This window comes from Aliiruegeria sabulilitoris (assembly GCF_001558155.1).
Classification (GTDB): domain Bacteria; phylum Pseudomonadota; class Alphaproteobacteria; order Rhodobacterales; family Rhodobacteraceae; genus Tropicimonas; species Tropicimonas sabulilitoris.
Window position 1 is genome coordinate 16077 of record NZ_LOAS01000032.1, and the last position, 22266, is coordinate 38342.

The window sequence follows — 22266 nt, forward strand, 5'->3', positions numbered from 1 at the left end:
GGGCGCTGCTTCGACAGTCGTTCATTGGATAGGAGAAATCGATGTATCCCAAACGTGTACCGGAGGTAGTCTTCCACACTCGCGTTCGCAACGACGCTCTGGCGGGGCCGAACCCGTTCGAATGGAGGCAGGTTTCATCCCGGGAGATATTCGCGAACCGTCGTGTCGTCCTGTTCGCGCTTCCAGGAGCCTTTACGCCCGCCTGTTCCGAGAGCCACCTTCCCGGGTTCGAGGCCCATTACGACGACTTCATGGCTCTTGGCATCGACGACGTGGTCTGCCTGGCCGTGAACGACGCATTCGTCTTGCATCAGTGGGCAAGGCACCTGGGCATCGAGAAAGTGTCGATGCTTCCGGACGGTAACGGTGATTTCAGCATGGGAATGGGAATGCTGGTAAACCGGACCAATCAGGGCATGGGGAGCCGTAGCTGGCGGTATTCCATGTATGTCCAGAACGGAGAGATCCGGAAGGTCTTTGCGGAACCCGATTTTCAGGACAATCCCACGGGCGTTCCGGTGCAGGTATCTGACGCGGACACGATGCTGGCCTACTTGCGATCCCGCCAATAGCATTCGTGGGTTCGGTGGCCGGTTCAACGAGAGAAGGTCAGGGGCGCCGCGTTTTTTGTCCAGTGCCTCTCCTGTTGGAGCGAGAGCGTTGTCGAATTCCTGCAAAACGAATGCCCCGATCAATGAGCCTTGCGACAATCTCAGGCAGAATTTTACGCTCCAGACTCCTTGGCGGACCCATGTTGTCTGCGCCGTGAAGGGCGGGGTGTCGCCGCAAATGGTCTGCGCAATTGGGTATGTTGGCTATGGCCGGAATCACAGCGCGGATGTTTCAATGCCCGAGATTGGCGTCTTCCGTGACGATGCCGTTGCGCGACCGCTGTCCGGTCAAATCTAGGATACGAGACCATGACGTTGCTTTTATTCGCGATCTTTTTGGCAGCCTGCTTCGCGGCAGGTTCGACCGGTGCCCTGTTCGCGCCGGGAGATTGGTATCGAGACCTGCGAAAGCCCACGTGGACCCCACCGGGGTGGATGTTCTCGGTGGTGTGGACGGTCCTGTACCTATTGATGTCCTGGGCGGCCGCACGTGTTGCAGTCTCCGAAGGAGGCGGTCTCGCATTGGCGCTTTGGGCGCTCCAGATCGCGCTAAACACGTTGTGGACGCCGGTTTTCTTCGGGCTGCACCGTGCGCGCGTCGGGATGGTCATCATCATTCTGCTCTGGGTCTCGGTCGCCGCGACGAGCGTGGCGTTCTATCTCGTCGACAGTTTGGCGGGCGTGTTGATGGTCCCGTATATCGCGTGGGTCTCGGTCGCCGCCTGCCTGAACTATTCGATCCTGAGGCTGAACCCCGAACTTTCCGCGGCGAACCCGGCCCCTTGATCGACCTCGGTTGCCCGGAAGGCGCGTCATCAGCCCAGGGATGCGGCCTCACGGCTACTGAGATTTGAAGAAGGCAACCCTGCGCATCAGCGCTTCGTGACCTTGCCAAGAAAGCGCAGCATGATTTCTGCCGCTTCCCTTGTCGCTTCCGGCGAGAACTCCAGGTTGCTCAGCGCATTCTTGTCCGCCTGATCGAAGCCGTGCGTCGTTCCCTTGAACAGATGCGCTTCTACCGGTCGCCCGGCTTCCTTCATCCGTTCGATCACCCCGATGCAGGAATCCTCGTTGACGATGCTGTCATCCTCGACCAGCAGGAACAGCCCCGGCACGTCGTCCCGCCAACCGTGGCTGTAGACCTGGCTCGCCCCCCCGCAATAGGGATAGAGCAGGACCATCCCGACAATCCCCTCCAGACCGTTTTTCCGGATCGATTCCGGCCAACGGGTCAGGTTGTGAGGCGGCTTTCCCTGTCCGTGCAGCGAGAGCATGTCGAGCACGGACCAGCCGCCATGAGATGCGCCGATCAGAACGATCCTGTTCGGATCCACGAAATCCATCGCGCGGGCATCCTCGACCGCGACCGCGACATCGCCGGCCCGTTCGGGACCGGGCATCAACTGTCCGATACAGACAATGCGCCATAGCTGGGCATCGTCATAACCCCGCGGACCGTGGCTATCGACGATCAGTACGGCATAGCCCTCGGCGGTCAACTCCTTTGCCCAACGTTCCATGTTGTCCTTGGGGCCATCGCACCCCGAGAACAGCAGCGCCGTGGGCCAGGGGCCGTTCCCTTGTGGCGAATAACTGCGATAGGCCGGTTTGAGGCGCGCGGAGAGAGCTTCTGGCCGCATTTCGGAGGCCCCAAAGCCGTGATAGCGCGCCAGCACATTACAGCCAATCAGCCCGACGGAGATGAAGGCGACGAGCGCCCCCCAGAGAACCCATTTGCTGATCTTTGCGACCATGATCATCAGAACGGCGCCGGATGGCGTTCGAAGATCGCCTTCAACGCGGCGGCGCGCTCCGCGTTCCAATTCTCCGGTTGCACGACCTCGGCCCAGGCGTCGATATAGTCCGGCGCTATGTAGAAATGCCCGTAGCGCGGTACCTGAAGCGATATCGCCATATCGAGTGCCAGTTGGAACATCGTCACCACCGGAAACCATCGAAACTCCTCCGAGACGTCAAAGGCGCGCTCCTCCCGCATCCAGTCCGGCTTACGGAAGGCGGATCCGAAGGTGAACGCCACGATCGGATCGGAAGCGTAATGCAGGAAGACAAGGCGGATCGGCCCCCAGGGCGCAGCGGCAATGCCTGCGGTATTCTCCTGGTTGGTCACCCGGGCGAGGGAGCCGTTGCCAAAGATCGGGCGCCAGGCCGGGCTGCCCGGCTGGCGTTCGTCCCGCACATGCTGCCACATCAGGCTCAGGAAGGGAGAGCCGGCCCAGAGGGCGCCGTTGATCGGATCGCCCAGCACATCGAGCAAGGGAATGGTGCTCTGGGAGTTAAATGCCCCCTGGCTCAACCCGTGCACATAGAGTTCGGGACGGCCCTGCTTGGGCAGTTCGGTCCAGTACTTATAGACCACTTCGAATAGCTCGCGCGCTGGTCCGATAGGAATACTGCACCGCCACGGTGGCCACATCGCCTCCGAGCATGAAATCAAGCGTGTCATGCCCGCCGGGGTCCATCCAACCGGAGCCGACAGGGACCACGACCACGACAGCCGAGCGCTCGAAGCCGCCGGCCCGGATCAGTTCTCGCAGAGCCAGTTCAGCCTTGGCACGCGCGGTCCGCGCGGAGCGACGCCCGACACAAACCCGCACCGGATCCATCGCCCTCTCGCCGGCGAATTCCGAGATCTCTTCGGCCGTTGGCGCGCGCGCAACGAAGGAACGCCCCCAACGTCCCATTTCCTGCCAATCCACCAGGGATTGCGGGCCGCCGGTCTTCTCCGCCACCTGGGGTTGGGGGATGTCGGGTTCAATCAGCATGTCGGCTGCCTCGAAGGACGCATCCGCGGCCTGGAAGGCTTTTCGAATGAGCACACCGTCAACAAGGGCCCAGAACAGGTAAAGGACCAACAGGAAAACGGTGACCATGCCAATCCGAGGCGGCAGAATCCGGTTCAGATGGCGTGCAAGGCGCCACATCACGAAGCCGAAGATTCGCCCGGCCAGTAGCAGGACAAGGAAGCTCGCACTCGCAACGGCCGCGATCGTCATCGGGTAAGACGTCTCGACTGGATCGAGTTCCATGACCGCGCGGGTCGCGTTCTGCCAATCCGCAGTCTTCCAGAGAAACGCCGCCGAGATGCCGATAGCGATCAGAAAGGTGATAACGCGGAAGCGCGGCCGGTGCCTCTCCGATGGCATGGGAAGTTGCAGGAACCGCCAAAACCACAGCCCGTACATGCCGAGCCAATAGCCGAGGATGGCCACGATCCCGCCAAGCCCGCCTTGCATCACTGGATCGCGTGGGATCAGCGAAGGGGTAAGCGAGACTCCAAAGAACACGGCTGCGAGCAGCATGCCGGGCACGTGCAGGCCCCAGCCGTGCTCTGGTGGCTCGAGAGTGCCCAAAATCTTTCTCTCGCCTTCCATGGTCATCTTCCGAACGATTCATGATTTCAGTGCGATGGAACAAGAGGGACCATAGCCAACCGCGTCTTGCCTGTCGTCGGAGAATACCAACCAACCCGCCTCTGACAGACTCGGCGCGGTTCAAGCCTTCAATCCGCAACGCCTCGGCGACTTTGCACTAGCCATTCCTTCCATAGCGCGTTGCCATGCAGATCATGGTAAGCCGAAGGGCATCGTCGTTCCTCTCTACGGCCTGTTACTGCATGGAACAGCGCAAGAGCCCGATTACCTTGCAGATTGGGCGCTCCAACGCGACAAGCTTCTGGCAGTTGCGAGTGGCGGCCCGACGAAACCGACTCGTCGCCAAGCCCTCGGATAACTCAGGTTATGCTTGAGGATCTGCCTGTCGAGTTCCAAAGGTGCCATGATCCTCTTGAGCGGGGCGTTATATTTCTCAAGACTGCGCAACTCCGATAGCTGCGACCTGAACACTCCACCGAACCGACACCAACTGCTGCAGGTCGCATCGTGGACACCGACTGAGCAACAGGCCGCCCGAATTTCAGGGCCATCCGCAAGCTCCAACTTGATCTCACGCAGCAACTTCAGACTGCCTTCGTCCGAATGCCGCTGGTGAACCATTTCCCAACCCTCATTGCTTGCCAAACTGGTGACTTGGTTATGGTGAGCAATGACGTGTGAAGTTTTTTGATTTTTCCGGCGTTTTTGCTCTTGCGGCCCATGTGGTTCAGGCCTAGATAGTCACCTCTTGGCGCGGGGTGGAGCAGCCCGGTAGCTCGTCAGGCTCATAACCTGAAGGTCGTAGGTTCAAATCCTACCCCCGCAACCAGAATTCTACGGAAAAACAAACACTTACGGACGCGCCCGCAACGGCGCTCGTAAGTTGTTTTTTCTTGCTCACCACTTGCTCACCAAATCGCCCGTTCTCCAGTCGAGGCGCTGGCGATCGTGCCACGTGTCTCGGAAAGTAGGCGAATCGGTCGTGACGAGACGCGTGTGAGACTTGGTGAAGCTCGAAGCACTTGGCCGGGTGAATGCTCGGCCTTCGATAGCCGCAAACTGCGCATTCCTGCCGTTGGGCCATTCGAGCCACTTCGCAGATGCAGCATCATCCTGCAAACTGGAAGCTGCCATTCGTGGTCGGCGCGGCGAGGGACCGTGAAGAGCCCAGAGCGGAAGTGCTCCGTTGCTGATTCTCGCAGATGCAACAAAGCACTCGATTGGAAGCATCAGTTGCAATGCAGAGAGAAAAACGGCCGTTTATGCAAGACGCGCAGATATTTCAGGCATGTGTGACCGCCTATGCCATAGATGGAGCCTCACAGGTCGCAGCGTTGGATTGGTTTCCTGAGATTTCGGCGTGCAACGCCGTCGATCCGCTACGATCGGATCCAAATCAGCTACCCACGGTCCCGAGGTACTGTCTGAGATCCGTCACCGATGCGCTGCATAGGTGATGTCTCCGTGCAGGACGGCCATCACTTTGGTGGGACATCCGAGCCCGGGTCGTCGGAATTCGAAGCCCGGCGATATTCGGAGGGGGACATGCCAAACGCCGCTCGAAACGATTTGGACAAGGCTTGGGAGGAGGAAAAACCGCAGGCCTCTGCAATCTCCCGAATAGATTGCCGAGTCGTCCTCAGTAGTCTGGAGGAATGGCGCAATCGCTCCTCTTGTAGCAACTTGCTGAAGCTTGTGTCATGGGTGGAGATTAGGCGCTGGAGCTTGCGCTTCGACATGCCAAGCCTGGACGCCACGGTGCCCAGGTTGGCATCGCCACGAGAAATAGCGTTGAAGACAATACGGCGAATGGGTTCGATACCACGGTTCTTCATCGATCCACTGCTGGCGTCCTGCAAAACAGTGCTTTCCACAAACCATCCGCTCTTGATGTCGGCGACGAGCCAATCTGCCGGATAGGACAACTTCATACGCCCGTCCATCGACCGGACGCACTGTCGGCGGGGTAGAATGTCGTCCGGCATGGCATTTGGCTCCGGCAGGGTAGCCGTTAAGTCCGTAAGATCCGCCTCACCGACCGCGTCGCGAAAAATCGTGATCCATGCGGCAGCGTTCATGGTTTCCACCTTCGAGATGTCCGCCTTGAGGCTGGGCCACCTTCGGATCTCCAGGGTCGCGCGCGCGCCATCGCATTGCGTGACATACCACCCGTTGTCCTGCATCGACTTGAAAATGATCTGGCACCGAACGAGGAACTCTCCGACTGTCCGCGACGCCCTGCGGGCTTCGACGAGGGCGGGCACTCCCTGTCGCGCAGCGGTTCGACCGACGCGCGCGGCGAAGCACGGATCGCCAATCTGTGCCGTCATGTGGTTGAACAAAGCATGGTAGAGTTCGGCAGAGATGACGTCGCCCGCGTCAAGCGACGCCGGCGGCGGCAATCCAACGGCGAGGCACGCCGCATGGCCGTCCCCGCCCTCTTCTTCAAAGCAACGCAGCAGATTCTGGATGACGAAGCCGCGTGTGGTCGGGATCTTCGCGGACATGGAACCTCCAATGCCGATGAGGCGTCAAGTGCGAGTGGGCGGCGTGTCCTGAAGCGACAAAAATCACATCCAACCGGTACATCGGGACACTCATCACTGACACACTTTCGTCCATAATAGAAGACGAGCTAACGGAATATTCATCGATGTGGCGTGCGCTCGCTGATTCGGTTTGTGAGCACGCTGCTTGCACCGCAGCTTGTTTCCCCGTTGGGAACAAATGGCTTCTGATCAGCGTCGTGCAATTCGCTTGCAGCCGACCGGCAGGAACGTACGGCTGATCACGAAAGGACCAATAACCATGAAGAGACGTCACTTCCTCAAAGGCGCCACAAGCGTCGGCGCCCTTGCCTTGGGAGCTTCCGCCGGCCTTCTGCCGGCCCGTGCCCGCGCGCAGGCCAGCACTCAGACGCTGATCACGAATGTCCGCGTCTTCGACGGCAAGTCCGACGCCCTTACCGAAGCGACCTCGGTCCTGATCGAGGGCAACAAGATCAAGAGCATCGCGCCAAACCTCGACGCGCCCGCAGATGCGGCCCGGATCGACGGCGGCGGCCGCGTGCTGATGCCGGGCCTGACGGATTTGCATACGCATCTGGTCTGGAACGTCGGCCCGGCCGCACTTCTGGGGGGGCGCCCCGACTACCTGGCCGCTCTGGCGCTGCAGGAAGCCGAAGCCACGCTGATGCGCGGATACACCAGTATCCGGGACACCGGCGGCGGTATTCAGGGGGTTGCCCAGGCGATAGACGAAGGTCATTTCCCGGGGCCACGCATCCAGTCTTCCCACGCGGCGATTACCATGACAGCAGGACATGGTGATTTCCGCAATCGCAACGTAATGGTGCGCGCGTTCGGCGGCCCGACGGAGACCGAGTTGCAGCGTATGGGATTTGTTTTCCACGCCGACGGTGTTCCGGAAATGCTCTCGGCGTCGCGGGAAAACATGCGGCAGGGCGCCAACTTCCTCAAGGTCTTCGTGGGAGGGGCGGTCTCCGGCATCTACGATCCGCTAGACATCGCCGAATACTCGCCGGAAGAGATTGCCGCCGCCGCTGGTGAGGCAAAGCGTTGGAACACGTACCTTGCGGTGCACACCTACACGGATTTCGCGACCAAGACCGCACTTGAGCAGGGCGCCATGTCAATCGAGCATGGCAACTTGATGTCGGAGGCGACGATGGAGCTTCTGGTTCAGAAAGGTGCCTGGCTGTCGACGCAAACCGGTGTCTTCCTGACCCCGCTTCCCGATGGTTTCTCCGATGCGCAACGGGCACGGGCGAAACAGGCGGCGGACGGGCTCGACCAGATGATGACGCTGGCCAAGCAATACGGCGCAAAGATCGCGCTTGGCAGCGACATGGTTGGATCGCCTGAGGTGAAGATCCAGCAGACGAGCGAATTCACCGCCCGTACGAACTGGTTCTCGAAACTCGAGATCCTGAAGCAGACGACATCGCAGAACGGCGCGCTTTGGGCCATGTCCGGCCCGCGCAACCCCTATGGCGACACGCCGATCGGGGTGATCGAACCCGATGCCTACGCGGACCTGCTGATCATGGAGGGAAATCCGCTCGAGGACACCTCGGTGCTGACCCGGCCGGAAACCAACCTGAGCGTGATCATGAAGGACGGGCAGATCTATAAGAACACCCTGTGATAAGCCGCGCGCGCGATGCGCCGATGGCGAGAGAAGGGATCGTGACGGTCGCTGAACGCGACTGTCTCGGAAACTTGATGACAGGGCAGAGGCAAATTTCGCTGCATCCGCATCAGGCAGAAATGTCCCGCACGTGAGACATCCGAAACCAACGCAGCGAACGCCTGTTTTCAATTTTGGCCTACTCCACAGCGCTCAATTTCCGCTCTCTGGAAATCACGCTGCGGTGCTGCGATACGCACCCAAAAGAGGCGATCTCTCGGAGACTGATTTCGCTGCGCCAGCATCAGGCGGCTCCGTCCGCTGAGTCGCCCTTGATGTGTGGCGCGGCGAACGTCCGCTCCTTGATTGCCGTGCTGGATACCAGGCGACCGCGCCGGGGATCTCTGCACTGCCGAGAATGACCGCTCAGTCGGCAAACTTACCGCGCATGCGATGCTCTTTCTGGCCAATCATCGCGGCGGAACCGCCAGCAGAGCAATCTGTCGGAAATTCCCATCCGTGGCCATTTCGACGGCATGCCTCGCGATCGCTCCACCAAACACTGCATCTGCCGCGCCGGACCCGAAGGTGTCGCCGTAGTCGTTCCACTCGATCCTCTCCGACAGCCCACTCCAGTCGATGTTCTGGCTTGCCGGGTTGATGGATGCGCCGATGGCGAGCACGGCACCGCCGGCGGGAGCATCAATGGACGCCGAGGTTCCATTGACAGCAACGGAAACAGCTCCGGTCGCATCGGCCCCGTCGATCGTCCAGGTGTGGATGCCAAGACGCGAGGCAACAGCGGAACAGGTTACGGTGATTTCAACTGTTCCGGCCGGAACTCCTTTGGCGATGGCGAAGCGCACTTGCGAGTTGCTGTTGTCGAGGTAGTCGAACAGGGTCGCGGAAACCCCGCCCAGCGTCACGCTGGTGGCGATCTCACCGCCATTGCCGAACCGGCCAACGACGCCGACCGCGACCGTGCCGCCGGCGCCGACATCGACCGTGAAAGTATACTCGGACAGATCCACGGTGGACGCCGCGAAGCCCGTCGACAGGATCGAGACCGTGGTCGGAATCTCCGTAAGCGCTTTCGCTGCCGCCAGGGCTACGAAATACCGGCTGCCGAGTACCCGCAGCGAGGCCGCATCGAAGTGCAGATCATCCCCGCCATCCGTCAGATCGGCCGCAGCGACGAAGGCGGTGTAGGGCGCCAGTGCCTGAATGCCGGAGAGAACATCGCGCACCGTGGCTTGGAAGGCGTAGCTCGTTGGCGAGAGGTCAGGCACCATATCTCCCACTATGAAGGGCGTGCTCTCGTCCGCGGCGGAGATCTCGCTGCGCAGCCCTTCGATCAACGCCAGAAGCTCCGTGGCGTAGTCATTGGCCGCCGTCTCGGAAGTGCTGTCGCTCTCGCCCTGATGCCAGAGGATACCGCCGAGCCGGAACTCCGGATGTGCCGCGAAGAGCGTATTGGCCCGGCTGACCAGACTGGCGTATAGGCTCTCGCCCACGCCCCAATGTCCGGTCGCGAACCCGGTTCCGCCGTCCGCCGCCGGAAGCAGGACGAGCTGCCGCGCGGGATGCGCCGTCGCATAGTCGATGGCGAATTGCAGCGCGAGGCCCATGTCGCCGGCCTCCTCATCGTGATGGTCGAGCGGCGATGTGGCTGGGATGAGCGCCCCGGTCATGTCGTATTGCAGCACGCCCTCGGGATAGGCTGTCCCGCCGTCGAAGGCCGGGCGCCCGATCATGTTGCTCTGCCCCGCCAGGATGAACACTTCCGTGACGGGCAACCGGGCGCCGCGCGCCCGTCCGCCACCCTGATAGGGGAGAAACGGAAACAGCGCGACACTCACGCTACGGGTTCCCGAGCGATCACGGCCGATCCGCCGACCGAGCGATAATAGATCGTGGCCTCGGCCGGGAACGGCCATGCCTGGCCCTTTTCCACCCGGACGCCGCGATCCTCCGCCCCGGTGGCCTCCGTCGAGAGATAGGCCACGCCGCTGCGCACCTGCCAGCCTTCGGCCGCGACCAGGGTCGTGGAACTCCATTCCGGGGTGCAATTGATCATCGTCATCTGGTGGTCCTTTCGGTTTCACGGTCGTTCTGGTCCGGGGATCGTGCAGCCGACAGGCGCCGCCCGAGCGCCTCGAGCGCGGCGACATCGTCTGCGTATGAGGCTCGGTATTTCCCGCCCTTGCGGTCACGCAGGCGCCTGTAAAAGGCGATCCAGCGAGGGAGATCGGCGACCGGGAAACGGCCCTGCCAGTTGTCGCTCTCATGGATCACGGTCGAACCGTCCGCCGACAGGCGCGCGAAGGTCATGCCCCCAGCTCCGACAGTTCCCGCCGCACATGGTCGATCCGGGCGCCGATCCACTCCATCGCATTGACGGCCATGGAATTTCCCAGCGCCCTGTAGCGCGGTCCGTCAGGCGTCGCGTTGCGGCCCCGGTAGGGCACATCGGTCCAGCCATCGGGAAAGCCCTGCAGGCGTTCGCATTCGAGCGGTGTGAGGCGACGGACCGCCCAGCGCGTCTCGCCGCCCGCGTGGTGCGACGGCGCCAGCGCGACCATGTTGTAGCACTCGTCGCCGGCCGGCCCGCCCGAGCCCTTTGCCCATTTGCTGCTTACGGTTCCGGAGATGCGACCGCCGTCAGGGCCTCCGCCCACAAGGCCGGGGGTTTCCTTCCCCGCTTCCCGGCGCGGCGGAGGATCCCCGCGCAGGCTCGCGCCGTCAAAAAGAACCGCTCCGGCGGGTCGCCAGTCTCCAGAATATCCGACAACGAACAGACGGCGGCGTCGCTGCGGGACAGCGAAGGGGAGGCCGCATGTTCGCACGTGCTGAGCGTCCAGCACTCGCCAGGCGAACCCATACCCGAGTTTCGCCAGCGCCCCGAGGAAGGCACCAAAGTCCCCTCCGCGTCCGCTGGACAGGACGCCGGGCACGTTTTCCCAGACCAGCCACTCGGGCCGATAGCGTGCAGCAATGGCAAGATAGACAAGGGCCAGGTTGCCGCGCGGATCGTCCAGGCCCTTTCGGAGTCCGGCGACGCTGAAGCTCTGGCAGGGGGGTCCTCCGACCAGAAGGTCAATTGCTGCATCCGGCCACTCCCTGAACGCCATCATGTCCCCGAAATTCGGAATGCGGCCTGTCTCGGGAACGGTGGACATGGCCCTGATGGCGTTCGCTCGGGCGCGGCTCTCCTTCGGCGACAGGCCTGCGGCCTCCGGGAAAGGCATGTGGAGCGGCCGTCCCGCGCCCAGCCGGTGGGAGAGGACGTGGCAGGGAAACGGGTCGATTTCCGACACCGCGATCGCGCGCCATCCGAACGAATGCCAGGCGACCGACGCCGCCTCGATACCGCTGCAGACGGAAAGGAATCTGACTGGCTCGAACATGCAGGCAGGCTGCAGATCCGGCAGGGGTGGCGCATGGCAACGTCCCCGGAAATCTGTGCCACCCGTGGCAAATCAATGGGTTGGAACAAGCAGGCGGGTGCGATTTGCGGGAATCCGGCAACCGCAGAAATGCCCGCCCCGACGCCGGCCGTGATTGTCACCCGATCTTCGCGCCCCAGAACGACGTGTGATCCGCCGCGAAATACCCGTCCGCCGCCCGGAAATACCCCTGCAACTGGACGGTATCTCCGGCGCCCAGCGCCACCATGGTCTGCAGCCAGAGCGAAGTGGCCTCGGAGACATGGGCGCCGGAATTCTCGCCGAAGGAGCCCCTGATCTCGGTCGAGCCGTTCAGCACCAGCCGCCCGCGCATCCGGGAGGCTGTGCTGCCATTCGTCTTGAACAGGAGCGTGGCACCGAAGAGATACGTGCCGTCGGCGGGCGCGACGAAGAGGTTGTTCCCGGCATCGAAGGCGGACTGGTCGTTGTAGTCGGTGTTGTTGATCGCGAGTTTCGTCCAGGTGTCGACGCCGACATAGTTGTCGTAGTTGGTGTAGCCCTTGAAGCGCGGCAGGCGCGGCTGCTCGATGATGCCGCTCAGCCGGTCCACGCTGAAGGCATCGAAGAAAGTGCTGCCATCGTCGGAGACCGCCAGACGGAAATCATCGGAGCCAAACAGACCTAGAAGGGCCTTCGTCACGTAGCCCGTCTGGAGGGTGAGTCCGAGATCGTCCGCCGCGGCCTCCTTGTTCATGGTGTAGGTGAGATCGCCGGTTCCGCCCTCGGCTGCGGACTTTGCCGTCCAGAGCGCCGCGTTCAGCTTGGCCGAGAACGGGTTGGAAGCATCCGCCGCGGTTCCGATCCCAAGCAGCGCCATGTTCTGCAGCGCCGTGGGCAGGACGCTGACCCAGGCCGCGCCATCCCAGACCAGCAGAACTCCCTCGTCTTCGATCCACGCCCTCCAACCGACCCGCGGTGCAAGGCGGGTCCAGACACCGTCGACATGGAGCACCACGCTGAGGTCCCAGCCCTCCCAATCCCCGGTGGCGCCGGCGCCGACGATGTATCGGTCCCCGTCCGCGGGCGATACCGGCGGCGCGGTCAGAACCCGGTCGATCACCGCCATCTGCACCAGCCCGTCCAGAAGCCGGAGGGACTCGTTCAGGGTGACATGCTTCTGCGCCTGGCTGGCCAAAAGGTAGGGCAGAAGGAGGTTCGTGGTGGCATCGGACATGGGAGTGCTCCCCTAGAAATAGAGCGTTTCAGTCTTGGGCGCTCCCCGGCCGACCAGGGCGGAGAGCTGGAAGATGCGGATGGCGAGACTGCCGCCCGGTCCGAACAACGCGCCCCAATCCGCCATCTGCTGGGCAGAGGTGTAGGCGACGCTGGTGGTGTTGGCCGATAGTGTCCGCTTCACGTTCACGCCTTCGAGGATCTCCACCTCATAGGCCTCGCTCTCTTCCGTCATCGGCACCTCGAGCGCGGCCCAGCTGTCGGCCGAGAGCGCCCGCGATCGTCGTACCCAGCGGATGGTCAGATCACCGGGCGCGCGCGGCGTCCGCCATGGCTGCTCGACATGGGCGACAGAGAATGGGCGAAGCCCAGCGCCGGAGGGCGTGAAGCTTGCCGCGACATAGGTGTCACCGGAAACGGGATGGCTCGCGGGTCCGATGCGCCAGTTCCAGGCGATGCCCAGTTCCGCCTCCGAGACCGGCAGGGCCGCAAGGCTCGCATCCAGCACCACCACCCGCGCCCCGGCCGGTGCCGGATCGCCGATGGCGTGTTCGGTGCCGCGCTGCCCCCGCAGGAGCCGCGTGAGCCGATACCGCCCCTCCGCCAGAAGCTCGGCCGTTCCCGCCTGGACGATCTCCCAGGCGCCCGCCGCGGACTCCACGGCAAAGGCATTCGCCCCGGCAAAGAGGGCAAGGTCCGTGACCGAGCCGAGCGTGCCGGAGGACAGATCCACGATGAGCTCATTGCCATGGTCGAAACGCGAGACCGGTCCGGACCACAGATCGGATACCAGAACGCCCATCCGCGCAGCCTGCGTGACGCCGGTCAGCCATTCGAACACATCCTGCGACGGGGATCGCCAGACCGCGATCTCCCCCGGCCATGGGGCAGAAAAAGCGGCAATGAGTGGGCGATGCGCGGCGACATCCTCGGAGACCTGCGGCAGATCGAGCAGGGCCACCTCCGGCTCGCCAAACACCACCGGAGACTCTGGTGTCGATTTCCGTGGCGTGCCGGGCGCAAGCGTTCCGGTCGCGCGGTCTTGCCGGATCACTTCGACATTGCGCGCCTCGCCATCGGCGACGGAGGTCAGGCGATACTCGGTCAGCCGACCGTCATGCTCGAGCGCGACCACGTCTGTCGGATCCAGCGCGAGTCGTGATGGTGGAAGCCGGAAGCTCGCGGTTTCGCGGCCGACCCAGGCCTCCATCAGTGCGCGCCGACAGCGCCGTTCCGCCTCCTCGGCGGGCACCGCCATGGGGAAAGACTCGCTGCTGATCCGCGAGGATTCAACCGTGATGCGACGCGCCTCGACCACCACCGCATCGTAATCCTCATCGGCCCGCGTGACGCTCCATTTCAGGGCCTGCGGCAGTTCCGTCTCCTGGGCGCGGGTCAGTTCGATCGGCTCGCCGCTCTCCGCGGCCGCCAGATCGTCGAGGGAGAGCGTCTGAATTGCCGCCCGCCCACGCATGAAGAAGCGGATGACGCCCTCGCTCTCGACGGCATCGAAGCCGAAATGCCGCCCCAGCGTGGTGAGCGCATTGCGCGGCGCCTCGATCCCGGTGATCGCATATCCTTCGACTGCGCCCCAGAGGCCGGAGACATCGATCTGCTCCGCCGTCAGCCCCGCCCGAAGACACAGATCCCGAACCAGAGCGGCCAGCGAGGCTGAGCCGATCCGGCCGGTCAGCCAGTGCCCCAGCCGCCAGTTCTCGCCGTCGCTCCAGACATCGGTCAGTTCGGGAAAGAACGGGTATGGCCGCGCGTCCCAGGTCCAGGCCGCGCAGTCCGCCACCTCGACCATGCGCCCGCCATAGACGGAGGATGTCGGATTGTTCGCGGCGTCGCCCCAGAAGAGATACGTCGCCTCCAGATAGGCCCGCTGAATCGCGTCATCGCGCCATCCACGGGAAAAGAACGGCCGTTCGCTCTCCGAAGATTTCGGATCGTAGAAGACGTTCGGCTGATTGGTGCCGTGGTCGATCGCCGGGCATCCGAGTTCTGTAAACCGGATCGGCTTCGATTCCGGCACCCAGGCCGTTGCCGTCCCGGACTCGATGCCACCCGGCCGATTGTGATGCTGGTTCGACCACCAGCTCCTCAGATCCTTGTAGCGGAATGCCCAGTGCTTTCCCGCCACGCCGTCGGTAATCGGGGTTCGAACCTGCGCCGAGCGGTCTGCGGCGCTGGCATAGAACCAGTCGAAACCCTCGCCGCCGGCGATGTTGGATTGCAGATAGGCACGATCGTAGATGGTCGCCCAGCCCGCCTGCGCGTCGAGATGCTCGAACCCGTCGCGCCAGTCGGAGAGCGGCATGTAATTGTCGATCCCGATGAAGTCGATATTCGCATCCGACCAGAGCGGATCGAGATGGAAGTACACATCGCCGGAGCCGTCGCCCGGATGGTGGCCGAAATACTCCGACCAGTCGGCTGCGTAGCTGATCTTCGTCGAGGCGCCGAGGATGGCCCGAACATCCGCCGCAAGCTGTCGCAGCGCCTCCACGGCCGGGTAGCTGGCGGCGCCATCGCGGATGGTGGTCAGCCCGCGCATCTCCGAGCCGATGATGAAGGCATCGACCCCGCCCGCCGACGCGCAGAGATGGGCGTAGTGCAGCACCATGCGGCGGAAACCCCAGTCCAGCGCGGATCCCGTCCAGATCACCGACGTGCCGGTGACCCAGAAATCCGATGCCTCCGCCGTCCCGAAGAAATCCGCAACTTGCGTTGCAGCCGCCGCGCTCAGATCGACGCTCCCGGCATAGCCCGCGGCAGGAGAACAGGTGATCCGCCCGCGCCAGGGGAAGGCCGGCTGACCCGTTCTTGCGGCATTGTCCGAATACGGGTCCGGAAGCGTATTGTCGGCCGGAACATCCATCATCAGGAAGGGGTAGAAGGTCACCCGTTTGCCGCGCGCCTTCAGTTCCTGGATCGCCTGCACCACCGAGAAATCCGCAGGCGTCCCGCCATAGACCGGACGGCCCTCGTCGTCGCGGCTCACCAGATGCGCCGCCTCGCGCCCGACACCGTTGACGCTCCATGTCTCCGGCTTGGTCGATTTCGAGCTGAGTTCGACACCCGGCCGGATCCGGCATTCCCCGCAGCGGAGATCATCCCCGAACCATGACGCTACCAGGCTGACGCTCTCGACATTCGGCGCCGAGGCCTCGAGCCGGTCGAGCGCCTCGATCATGTCGGGTGTGCCGGCGGATGCGTTGAGGTTCTCCGCGCCATTGGTCTTGCGGATCGCCTCGGTCGCATAGACGAACTCGCCCGAGGCCGGGATCAGCGTGATCGCCCGCACCAGCCCCTCGGCCGTGTCCGCCTCGGCCAGCGGACGGAAGACCTCGACATTGATCTGCGGAATGCGGTTGCCGAACCCCGTAAGCTCCAGGTCCTCGAACACCAGGTAGGCGGTGCCGCGATAGGCCGGTGTGTTTGCCGCGCCCGACTTCGCGGCGATGAAGGGATCCGGTTGCTGGCTCTCGTCACCGGGATACCAGCGCCAGGTGACGCCGGAGAGATCCATCAGCGCCCCATCCGCCCAGATGCGCCCCACGCCGGTGATCGGCCCCTCGCAGATCGCCAGCGCGAAGGAGGCGAAGTAGAAATACTCGGTGGTCTTCACCTTGTTGCCACCGCCACCGCCACCCTTGCCGCCACCGCCCTGGGTGGTGGTCTCCTTCTTCTCGCGGAAATCCGTGGCCCAGATAATGTTGGTGCCCATCCGCAGCCGACCCCAGACACGCGGCAGAACCGCGCCCTCGGTGGCGGAGGTCACATGAAGCGTATCGAGACGCTGCCCCTCGAAGCTCGAGTTTGATCCCGGCGTGAGCGAGGAAATGATCCAGTTGTCGACATAGGAGCCGATGGTCGAGCCGATGAAGCCGCCGATCGTGGCGGCGCTGACACCGAGGATTGCGCCGCCGATGGAACCGCCGATGGCGGCGCCGGCCGCGCCAAGCACGAGGGTGGCCATGGATCAGCTCCGATCCGGAAACAGGAAGGCGAAGGCGATACGCCGCCGCCAGGATGCTGAGAGCGGCTCTTCGATCACGCCGAGCCGCTCATAGGAATGGATGAAGGCGGCTGGCGTGGTCAGGATGCCGACATGCTTCGCGATGGCACCGGTCCGCATGCGAAAGAGAACCAGCGCGCCCGGACCGGCCTCCAGCGGCGAGGTCTCCGGCATCATGGTCCGCGCTCCCTCGGCAAGCACTTCGATCGAGCCGGTCTCACCCCAGTCCCGGGAATAGGGCGGCATCGGGAACGGCTCGGGCCCCACCACCTCTCGCCAGATGCCGCGTGCCAGCCCGAGGCAGTCGCAGCCCGCGCCCTTGACGCTCGCCTGGTCGTGATAGGGCGTGCCGAGCCAGGACCGCGCCACGACGATGACGCGCACCGGATCGACAGAGATCACAACACGCCTCCGTCGTTCGCGCCGCTGCGCCTCGCGTAACGCAGCACAGTGTCCTGACCGGGAATGTCCGGAAAGCCCCGGAAATTCGCGATGTTGCCGAACTTCGCCGAACAGGTCTCCGCACACTTGTCGCAGCCTGCGCGGATGGTGAAGGCATCTCCCGTCGCCACCGGAAGAACCGGCGCCTCGAGCAGGGTCACGGTGGTGATGCCGCCGTCCCGCCCGTGGGCGGAGATTTCCGCCTGCCGTCCGGAATTCATGCCGGTGGCCCATTCTATGGTGCCGAAGCTGAACCAGCCTGAGGCGAAGTTATCAAGGCCCGACGCGGTGAAGCACCGATCGCCCGACAGGCCCGTCACCACGCCGCTGCCCCGGAAGGCAGCGGCTTCGAGATCGGCGCCGCAACGGGCATCGCCGACGACGGCGTCGCAGGTCGCCTGAAAGCTCCGTCCGGCATTCTGCCCGAGCAGATGCGCGAGCGAGCGCATCTCGGCGACGAAGGCAAGCCGGCCGCGCCGGATCTGGCCGATCGCCCCGCGCCGCATCAGTACCCGCTGCGAGGTATCGGCCCAGTTCACCCGCCAGAGCTCGACCTGTGCATTGTCCCAGCGACCGTCGCGGATATCCGTTTCCGAGATCCGATCCGAGGTGAGCACGCCCTCGGCATCCTGCGCATCGACCGACAGATCCGAGCCCGAGCGAACTTCGGATGCCGTGAAACCGCTCTCCGGCTCGAAGTCGGTGCCCGCGAAGGCAAGCACCCGGTCATGGTCGGTGAAACCCAGGACCACGCCATCCGCCCGCGTGATGCGCCAGCACCAGGCGAGCGTCGTCGTGCCCTCGTCGAGATGGGCCTGCAGGTCCGGTGAGAGCGACTTCATCGCTTGTCGAGCGGCGCGAAGCGCGAGGCGAGGAAGGTCAGCCCGAAGCCACCCCAACCCGCGATGGAGCTTAGCGCGGTGGCGAGCCCGTTCATGTCGATCGACAGCACGCCCGAACCAGACGCCCAGGTGATAAAGCCAAAGGTCGAGCCTGCGCCCGCGCCCAGCGCATAGAGGATCATGCGGATAAGAAGGATGTTCATGCAGATTGTGTCCTGATGAGAGTGGAAAGAAGGGTGCAGAGCCGGGCGAGCCACCCGGCCGGCTCGGGCATGGGCTGCAGGAGGGCGAGCGCCTCATCCTCGGAAAGACGGCGCACGGCGCGGGCAAAGCTGACCCGGCCCTTCGCATCGACTGGCCAGACGGGAATGGTGCCCTCGGGGTAGCGCCCATGCCGGAACAGATCCCGCTCGGCTTCGCGGCGCGGCCGGATCGCGCCCGGCTTCAGCCAGCCCATGAAGGCCTCCGCCGCGGCGTCGCGCAGCCCGGCATTCAGCAGCCGGGTCAGGCGGGCGGAAAGGATGGCGCCGGTGTTGTAGTGAAACGAGACCAGCGCATCGAACTCGTGCGGCTCGACCGGCACCGCGATGGCATTGCAGACATCGCGCTCGTAGCGGGCGATATCGGCCCGGAAGGTTTCAAATGCCGCGCGAATGCCCTGATCGAGATCGGCCGGCATTCCGCGCTTCATGTGCGAAGGGTTCGGGTCACCCGCCGCGCCGGTATGACCGATGCCGAAGGTCCAGACGTCGCGGACATCAAGGTAGGGAGCCGGAACGATACCCTCGTGCCGGATGAGGGCGACAAGCCCCCGATCCGTCATTTTCATGGTGAGCTATCCCAGCAGTGAGAAGATGAGAATGAATGCGGCCACGGTCAGACCGACCCGCATGCGATGTGCGAAAAGATCGAAAGGCGCCCCGGAGGCACGGCGCAGATGGCGGACGAAGGGATGACGTTCACGCATCGCTGGAACCATCGTCGGACCCGTTCCCGCCACGCACGCGCTCCAGCATCACCTCGATGAAGGCGGGACCGAAGACCCCGACCAGATAGGCGGCGGAACCGGCCGCGCCGCCGGAAGGGATCGCCGCCGGCGGCAGTCCCATCCAGCTGGTGATGACGGCCATTGAGAGACTGCCCATGCCAGCCGCGATGATGCCGCCGAGCAGGATGTGTCGCACCGCATCCCGCAGATGCATCTTCGTCGTCAGTGCGTTGGTCGCGCCGCCCAGTGCACCCCATGCGGCGAGGATCACAGCGGTGGACGTGGCCAGATCCCGCAGGACGGTTGCGATGAATCCGGGTTCCTCGTTCATCGCCGGATCTCCACGAGCGGAATGGAGGTGATCGATCCCAGCCGTTCGATATCGAGGGAGACATCGAGCGTGTCGCTGTCGAAGCGCACCGGAACATCGAACTCGAAGCCCGCGGTGACCAGCACCCCCGCGCCGGGCGCCGCAGTGAAGGTGACCAGGCCGGTGGTGGTGTCGACCGACCAGCCGGACACCTGCTCGACGCCATCGAGAGCGATCCGGACGGAACCGGAGACGGGTTTGCTGATGGAGCGGCTCCAGGAATGCGCCCCGGAGAGGTAGGTCTTCAGCAGTTGGAACGTGGTCGTGGTGCCGTCCCCAGTCCCCAGCCCCTGATCGGTGGGCGTTGGCTGCTGCGAAGGCAGGCAGGATTTGTAATCCGCCCAGTCCTTGTAGCGGAAACCGTAGAGCCGGCCGTTCCGCGCCTCGAAAAAGGCCACGACCGTGGCGAGATCATCGGCCCGCCGCACCCCATAGGCGACGTCATAGCGCCGCCGGGAATTCGCCCAGCTCGCATTGCGCTCCTCGTCGCCGGAGGTCAGCTCGACGATCTGCGTCCGTCGCTCCGGACCGCCGCGGGCGCCCCGGCTGATATTGTCGGGGAAGCGCACCTCGTGAAAAGCCATCAGAGAACCCTCCTGCCCATGGCGACGGCGCGCTGGATATCCGCCGCGACCTGTGTCCGCGATTGCCGGAAGGAAGGCGCGTCGCGCGTGGCGATATTGACCGTGACCGGCGCCATCGCTGCCTGCTTCCCGCCGCCGCCCCGGAATTCATCCGTCACCCGTTCCTGTGGATGGAGCATGGCGAGGAAACCGCCGCGGCCATCGAGACCGCCGGATCGGGCCCCGAAACCGGTGTGACCGCCGCCCGCGAAATTGGTCGGACGCGCCGCCGGCCGGATGCTGGTGGTGAGAGCGCTGCCGAAAGCGTTGCCGAGAATGCCGGAAATCCCGCTCGCCAGTGGCCCAAGGATGTATTGCCGCGCGGCGAGTTTCGCGAGATCGGCAATCATCGACGTCACCAGGTCAGTGAAATTGACCTTGCCGGTCTTAACGAACTGGCCGACCGCCTCCTCGGCAGAGGCGAAGGCGCCCACCAGCCGATCGGCGATGGCGTCGCCGGTATTTCTCGCCTCTTTCGCATACTCGGCCAGCTTGTCGCGCAGCGACTCCCACACCGAGATTCCGACATTGCCGGTCGACACCATCTGCTCGGCTGCCGCACGCCCCGCGCCGCCGGTCTTCTCCGCTTCCTCCGCCGTGCGCTTGAGCGCGTTCTGGACCGCCCGCTGTTTCACCGCGTCGAAGAAATCCCCGAGCGGACTGCTCGCATCGATCTCCTCGGCTCTGGTTCGGGCGTCCTCCCATCGCCCGCTCAACCGATCCCGCGCCGCCGTCGCTGCGCGGGCATAATTGCCACTTGCCTCGCTCAGCCTGTCGATGGTTCCCGAGAGCGTGCCGGTGGAGAGATCGGTCCCGAAGGTCTCGTTGAGCTTCTGGGCGATCCCGTCGATCGCGTGGCCCACATACCAGACCATGTCGTGCAACTTGGTCAGCACATGCGAGACCGCGCCATTGAAGGCCGCACGGAATAGATCGGGGATCGACCCGACCGAGGTGCGGATCCCGAGCACAGCAAGTTGGATGCCCTTGATGATCGAGTTTGCCGCATCGACCGTGGTCGTCATCACCTGCTCCCAGGCCGAGGCAAACCAGGGCGCGATGGCATCGACCACCGGCTTCAGAAGGCTCTTCAGCCCGTCCGCCGCAACCTGCGAGACCGCGAGCGCGGTGTCCCCGAAACTCACCGTGACCTCCGAGACCTGATTGATCTCGTGGCTCATCGCCGCGATGGCGGCAGATGCCACTCCGACGACTGCGAGCAGCGGCCAGAAGCGGGTGACGACGCCGCCGATCAGCTTGCCGAGATCGCGGAAGATGGCGGAGACGCCGCCATTGCCGAAGCCGTAGATCTGCGCGATCTGCGTGCCTTGCTGCGCCATGACCACGAAGGGGTTCATACCGCCCGCGAGCGAGACACCGATATCGTTGACCTGGTAGAACATCTGCTGCGTCCGGAAGGCGGCATTGCGCGAGGCGCCCGCCATCCGGGTGATCGCATTGGTCCGCCCCTTGAGCGCGGCGACGCTCTCGAGCGAGGCGCGGCGTTCGCGGGCGATGGCCGCAGTCATCTCGTCGGTCGAGATCGCCCCCTGCAGATGCGCCGCCTTCAGTTCGGAGACTGCGCTGCGGTAGCGGCGGATCTCGCCATAGACCGGATTGTATTTCGCGCGGAGGTCATCAAGCGCCTGACCCTGCCGCAGGAACTCGGCCGTGGTCTGACCGATGGCCGGGGTGACTCCGGTCAGCCGGTTGATCTGCGCCACCATGGGCGTGGCGGCAGCGGCCGTGGTGTTGAGCGACCGCGCCGCCTCTGCCGCCTTTGCGGAAAGCATCTCCAGCTCGGCGCGCGCGCGAGCGGTGGAATTGCCCACATTGTCCAGACCCGACCCAGCCGGAGCGGCTCCCGTCTTGATGCCTTCGAGCGCAGCGCGGCCCTCGGTACCGAGCGAACGAAGCTCCGCCTTGACCTGTTGACCGCCCACCGCCGCGAGACGGACCGATACCCGTTTTTCAGCCATTCTCCCGCATCCTCTCATTCGCCTTCAGGCAGGCGATGGCCTCGATTTCCGGCAGCAGCTCGGCCGCGGCGAGCAGATCGCAGCCCAGCGCCTCGGCGAGCCGCAGACCTGCGCCAAGGTCCCAGCCGAGCACCGCGTAGCCGTTCATCCCCGACACCGCGCGGACCTGACCGCCCATCCGCAGTGCCAGATCCCACACCTGCGCACCCT

19 protein-coding genes, 1 tRNA gene and 1 pseudogene are annotated in these 22266 nt (G+C 64.0%); 4 read left to right on the forward strand and 17 right to left on the reverse strand.

The features are described from left to right. Positions 1-41: 41 nt before the first annotated feature. Positions 42-572, forward strand: a complete 531-nt coding sequence (locus AX756_RS21405; RefSeq protein ID WP_068316905.1) for a peroxiredoxin — start codon at positions 42-44, stop codon at positions 570-572. A gap of 348 nt (positions 573-920) precedes the next feature. Continuing rightward, positions 921-1397: a tryptophan-rich sensory protein TspO gene (tspO, locus tag AX756_RS21415; protein ID WP_068316910.1), complete on the forward strand. Its 477-nt coding sequence runs from the start codon at positions 921-923 to the stop codon at positions 1395-1397. An 86-nt stretch (positions 1398-1483) separates the two neighbouring features. Here tspO and AX756_RS21420 read toward each other — a convergent pair whose 3' ends face one another. Then, positions 1484-2371, reverse strand: coding sequence for a dienelactone hydrolase family protein (locus AX756_RS21420; protein ID WP_068316913.1), 888 nt, complete (start codon positions 2369-2371; stop codon positions 1484-1486). Further along, positions 2371-4009 (reverse strand): annotated as a pseudogene (locus AX756_RS26470) (alpha/beta hydrolase). The gene AX756_RS21420 and the pseudogene AX756_RS26470 overlap by 1 nt, the downstream one beginning before the upstream one ends. A gap of 746 nt (positions 4010-4755) precedes the next feature. On the opposite strand from AX756_RS26470, the gene AX756_RS21440 reads away from it, so the two are divergent. Next, positions 4756-4832: transfer RNA gene (locus AX756_RS21440), tRNA-Met, on the forward strand. Positions 4833-5481: 649 nt separating this feature from the next. Here AX756_RS21440 and AX756_RS21445 read toward each other — a convergent pair. Further along, positions 5482-6510, reverse strand: coding sequence for an AraC family transcriptional regulator (locus AX756_RS21445; RefSeq protein WP_068316923.1), 1029 nt, complete (start codon positions 6508-6510; stop codon positions 5482-5484). 301 nt (positions 6511-6811) lie between these two features. On the opposite strand from AX756_RS21445, the gene AX756_RS21450 reads away from it, so the two are divergent. Further along, positions 6812-8170 (forward strand): amidohydrolase family protein, encoded by a 1359-nt coding sequence (locus AX756_RS21450; protein WP_068316925.1) that lies wholly within the window; start codon positions 6812-6814, stop codon positions 8168-8170. A 452-nt stretch (positions 8171-8622) separates the two neighbouring features. On the opposite strand, the gene AX756_RS21455 is transcribed toward AX756_RS21450, so the two are convergent. From AX756_RS21455 to AX756_RS21520, 14 genes are all read right to left on the reverse strand, one after another. Continuing rightward, a complete protein-coding gene (locus AX756_RS21455) occupies positions 8623-10011 on the reverse strand; it encodes a sialate O-acetylesterase (protein ID WP_068316927.1) in 1389 nt (462 codons plus the stop codon). Further along, positions 10008-10235: a hypothetical protein gene (locus AX756_RS25805; protein ID WP_068316930.1), complete on the reverse strand. Its 228-nt coding sequence runs from the start codon at positions 10233-10235 to the stop codon at positions 10008-10010. The genes AX756_RS21455 and AX756_RS25805 overlap by 4 nt, the downstream gene beginning before the upstream one ends. Further along, positions 10232-10483: a hypothetical protein gene (locus AX756_RS25810; protein WP_068316933.1), complete on the reverse strand. Its 252-nt coding sequence runs from the start codon at positions 10481-10483 to the stop codon at positions 10232-10234. Before AX756_RS25810 ends, AX756_RS25805 begins: the two co-directional genes overlap by 4 nt. Next, positions 10480-11559, reverse strand: a complete 1080-nt coding sequence (locus tag AX756_RS21470) for a DNA cytosine methyltransferase (RefSeq protein WP_068316936.1) — start codon at positions 11557-11559, stop codon at positions 10480-10482. Before AX756_RS21470 ends, AX756_RS25810 begins: the two co-directional genes overlap by 4 nt. Before the next feature lie 157 nt (positions 11560-11716). Beyond that, a complete protein-coding gene (locus tag AX756_RS21475; RefSeq protein WP_068316940.1) occupies positions 11717-12793 on the reverse strand; it encodes a DUF2793 domain-containing protein in 1077 nt (358 codons plus the stop codon). 12 nt (positions 12794-12805) lie between these two features. Beyond that, positions 12806-16774: a baseplate multidomain protein megatron gene (locus AX756_RS21480; RefSeq protein WP_068316944.1), complete on the reverse strand. Its 3969-nt coding sequence runs from the start codon at positions 16772-16774 to the stop codon at positions 12806-12808. Positions 16775-16777: 3 nt separating this feature from the next. Continuing rightward, a complete protein-coding gene (locus tag AX756_RS21485) occupies positions 16778-17212 on the reverse strand; it encodes a C40 family peptidase (RefSeq protein ID WP_438938419.1) in 435 nt (144 codons plus the stop codon). Then, on the reverse strand, positions 17212-18096 hold the full coding sequence (locus AX756_RS21490) for a phage/gene transfer agent baseplate hub protein (protein WP_068316948.1): 885 nt from the start codon (positions 18094-18096) through the stop codon (positions 17212-17214). Before AX756_RS21490 ends, AX756_RS21485 begins: the two co-directional genes overlap by 1 nt. Continuing rightward, positions 18093-18299: a hypothetical protein gene (locus tag AX756_RS21495; RefSeq protein WP_068316949.1), complete on the reverse strand. Its 207-nt coding sequence runs from the start codon at positions 18297-18299 to the stop codon at positions 18093-18095. The genes AX756_RS21490 and AX756_RS21495 overlap by 4 nt, the downstream gene beginning before the upstream one ends. Beyond that, positions 18296-18925, reverse strand: coding sequence for a lysozyme (locus AX756_RS21500; RefSeq protein ID WP_082739256.1), 630 nt, complete (start codon positions 18923-18925; stop codon positions 18296-18298). The genes AX756_RS21495 and AX756_RS21500 overlap by 4 nt, the downstream gene beginning before the upstream one ends. Positions 18926-19055: 130 nt before the next feature. Beyond that, the gene (locus AX756_RS21505) at positions 19056-19415 is read right to left on the reverse strand and encodes a hypothetical protein (protein WP_068316951.1); all 360 of its coding nucleotides are present in this window, start codon (positions 19413-19415) and stop codon (positions 19056-19058) included. Then, the gene (locus tag AX756_RS21510) at positions 19412-20038 is read right to left on the reverse strand and encodes a DUF2460 domain-containing protein (protein ID WP_068316954.1); all 627 of its coding nucleotides are present in this window, start codon (positions 20036-20038) and stop codon (positions 19412-19414) included. The genes AX756_RS21505 and AX756_RS21510 overlap by 4 nt, the downstream gene beginning before the upstream one ends. Then, positions 20038-22056, reverse strand: coding sequence for a phage tail tape measure C-terminal domain-containing protein (locus tag AX756_RS21515; protein WP_068316956.1), 2019 nt, complete (start codon positions 22054-22056; stop codon positions 20038-20040). The genes AX756_RS21510 and AX756_RS21515 overlap by 1 nt, the downstream gene beginning before the upstream one ends. After that, positions 22049-22255, reverse strand: coding sequence for a DUF7697 family protein (locus AX756_RS21520; protein ID WP_082739258.1), 207 nt, complete (start codon positions 22253-22255; stop codon positions 22049-22051). The genes AX756_RS21515 and AX756_RS21520 overlap by 8 nt, the downstream gene beginning before the upstream one ends. Positions 22256-22266: the final 11 nt, after the last annotated feature.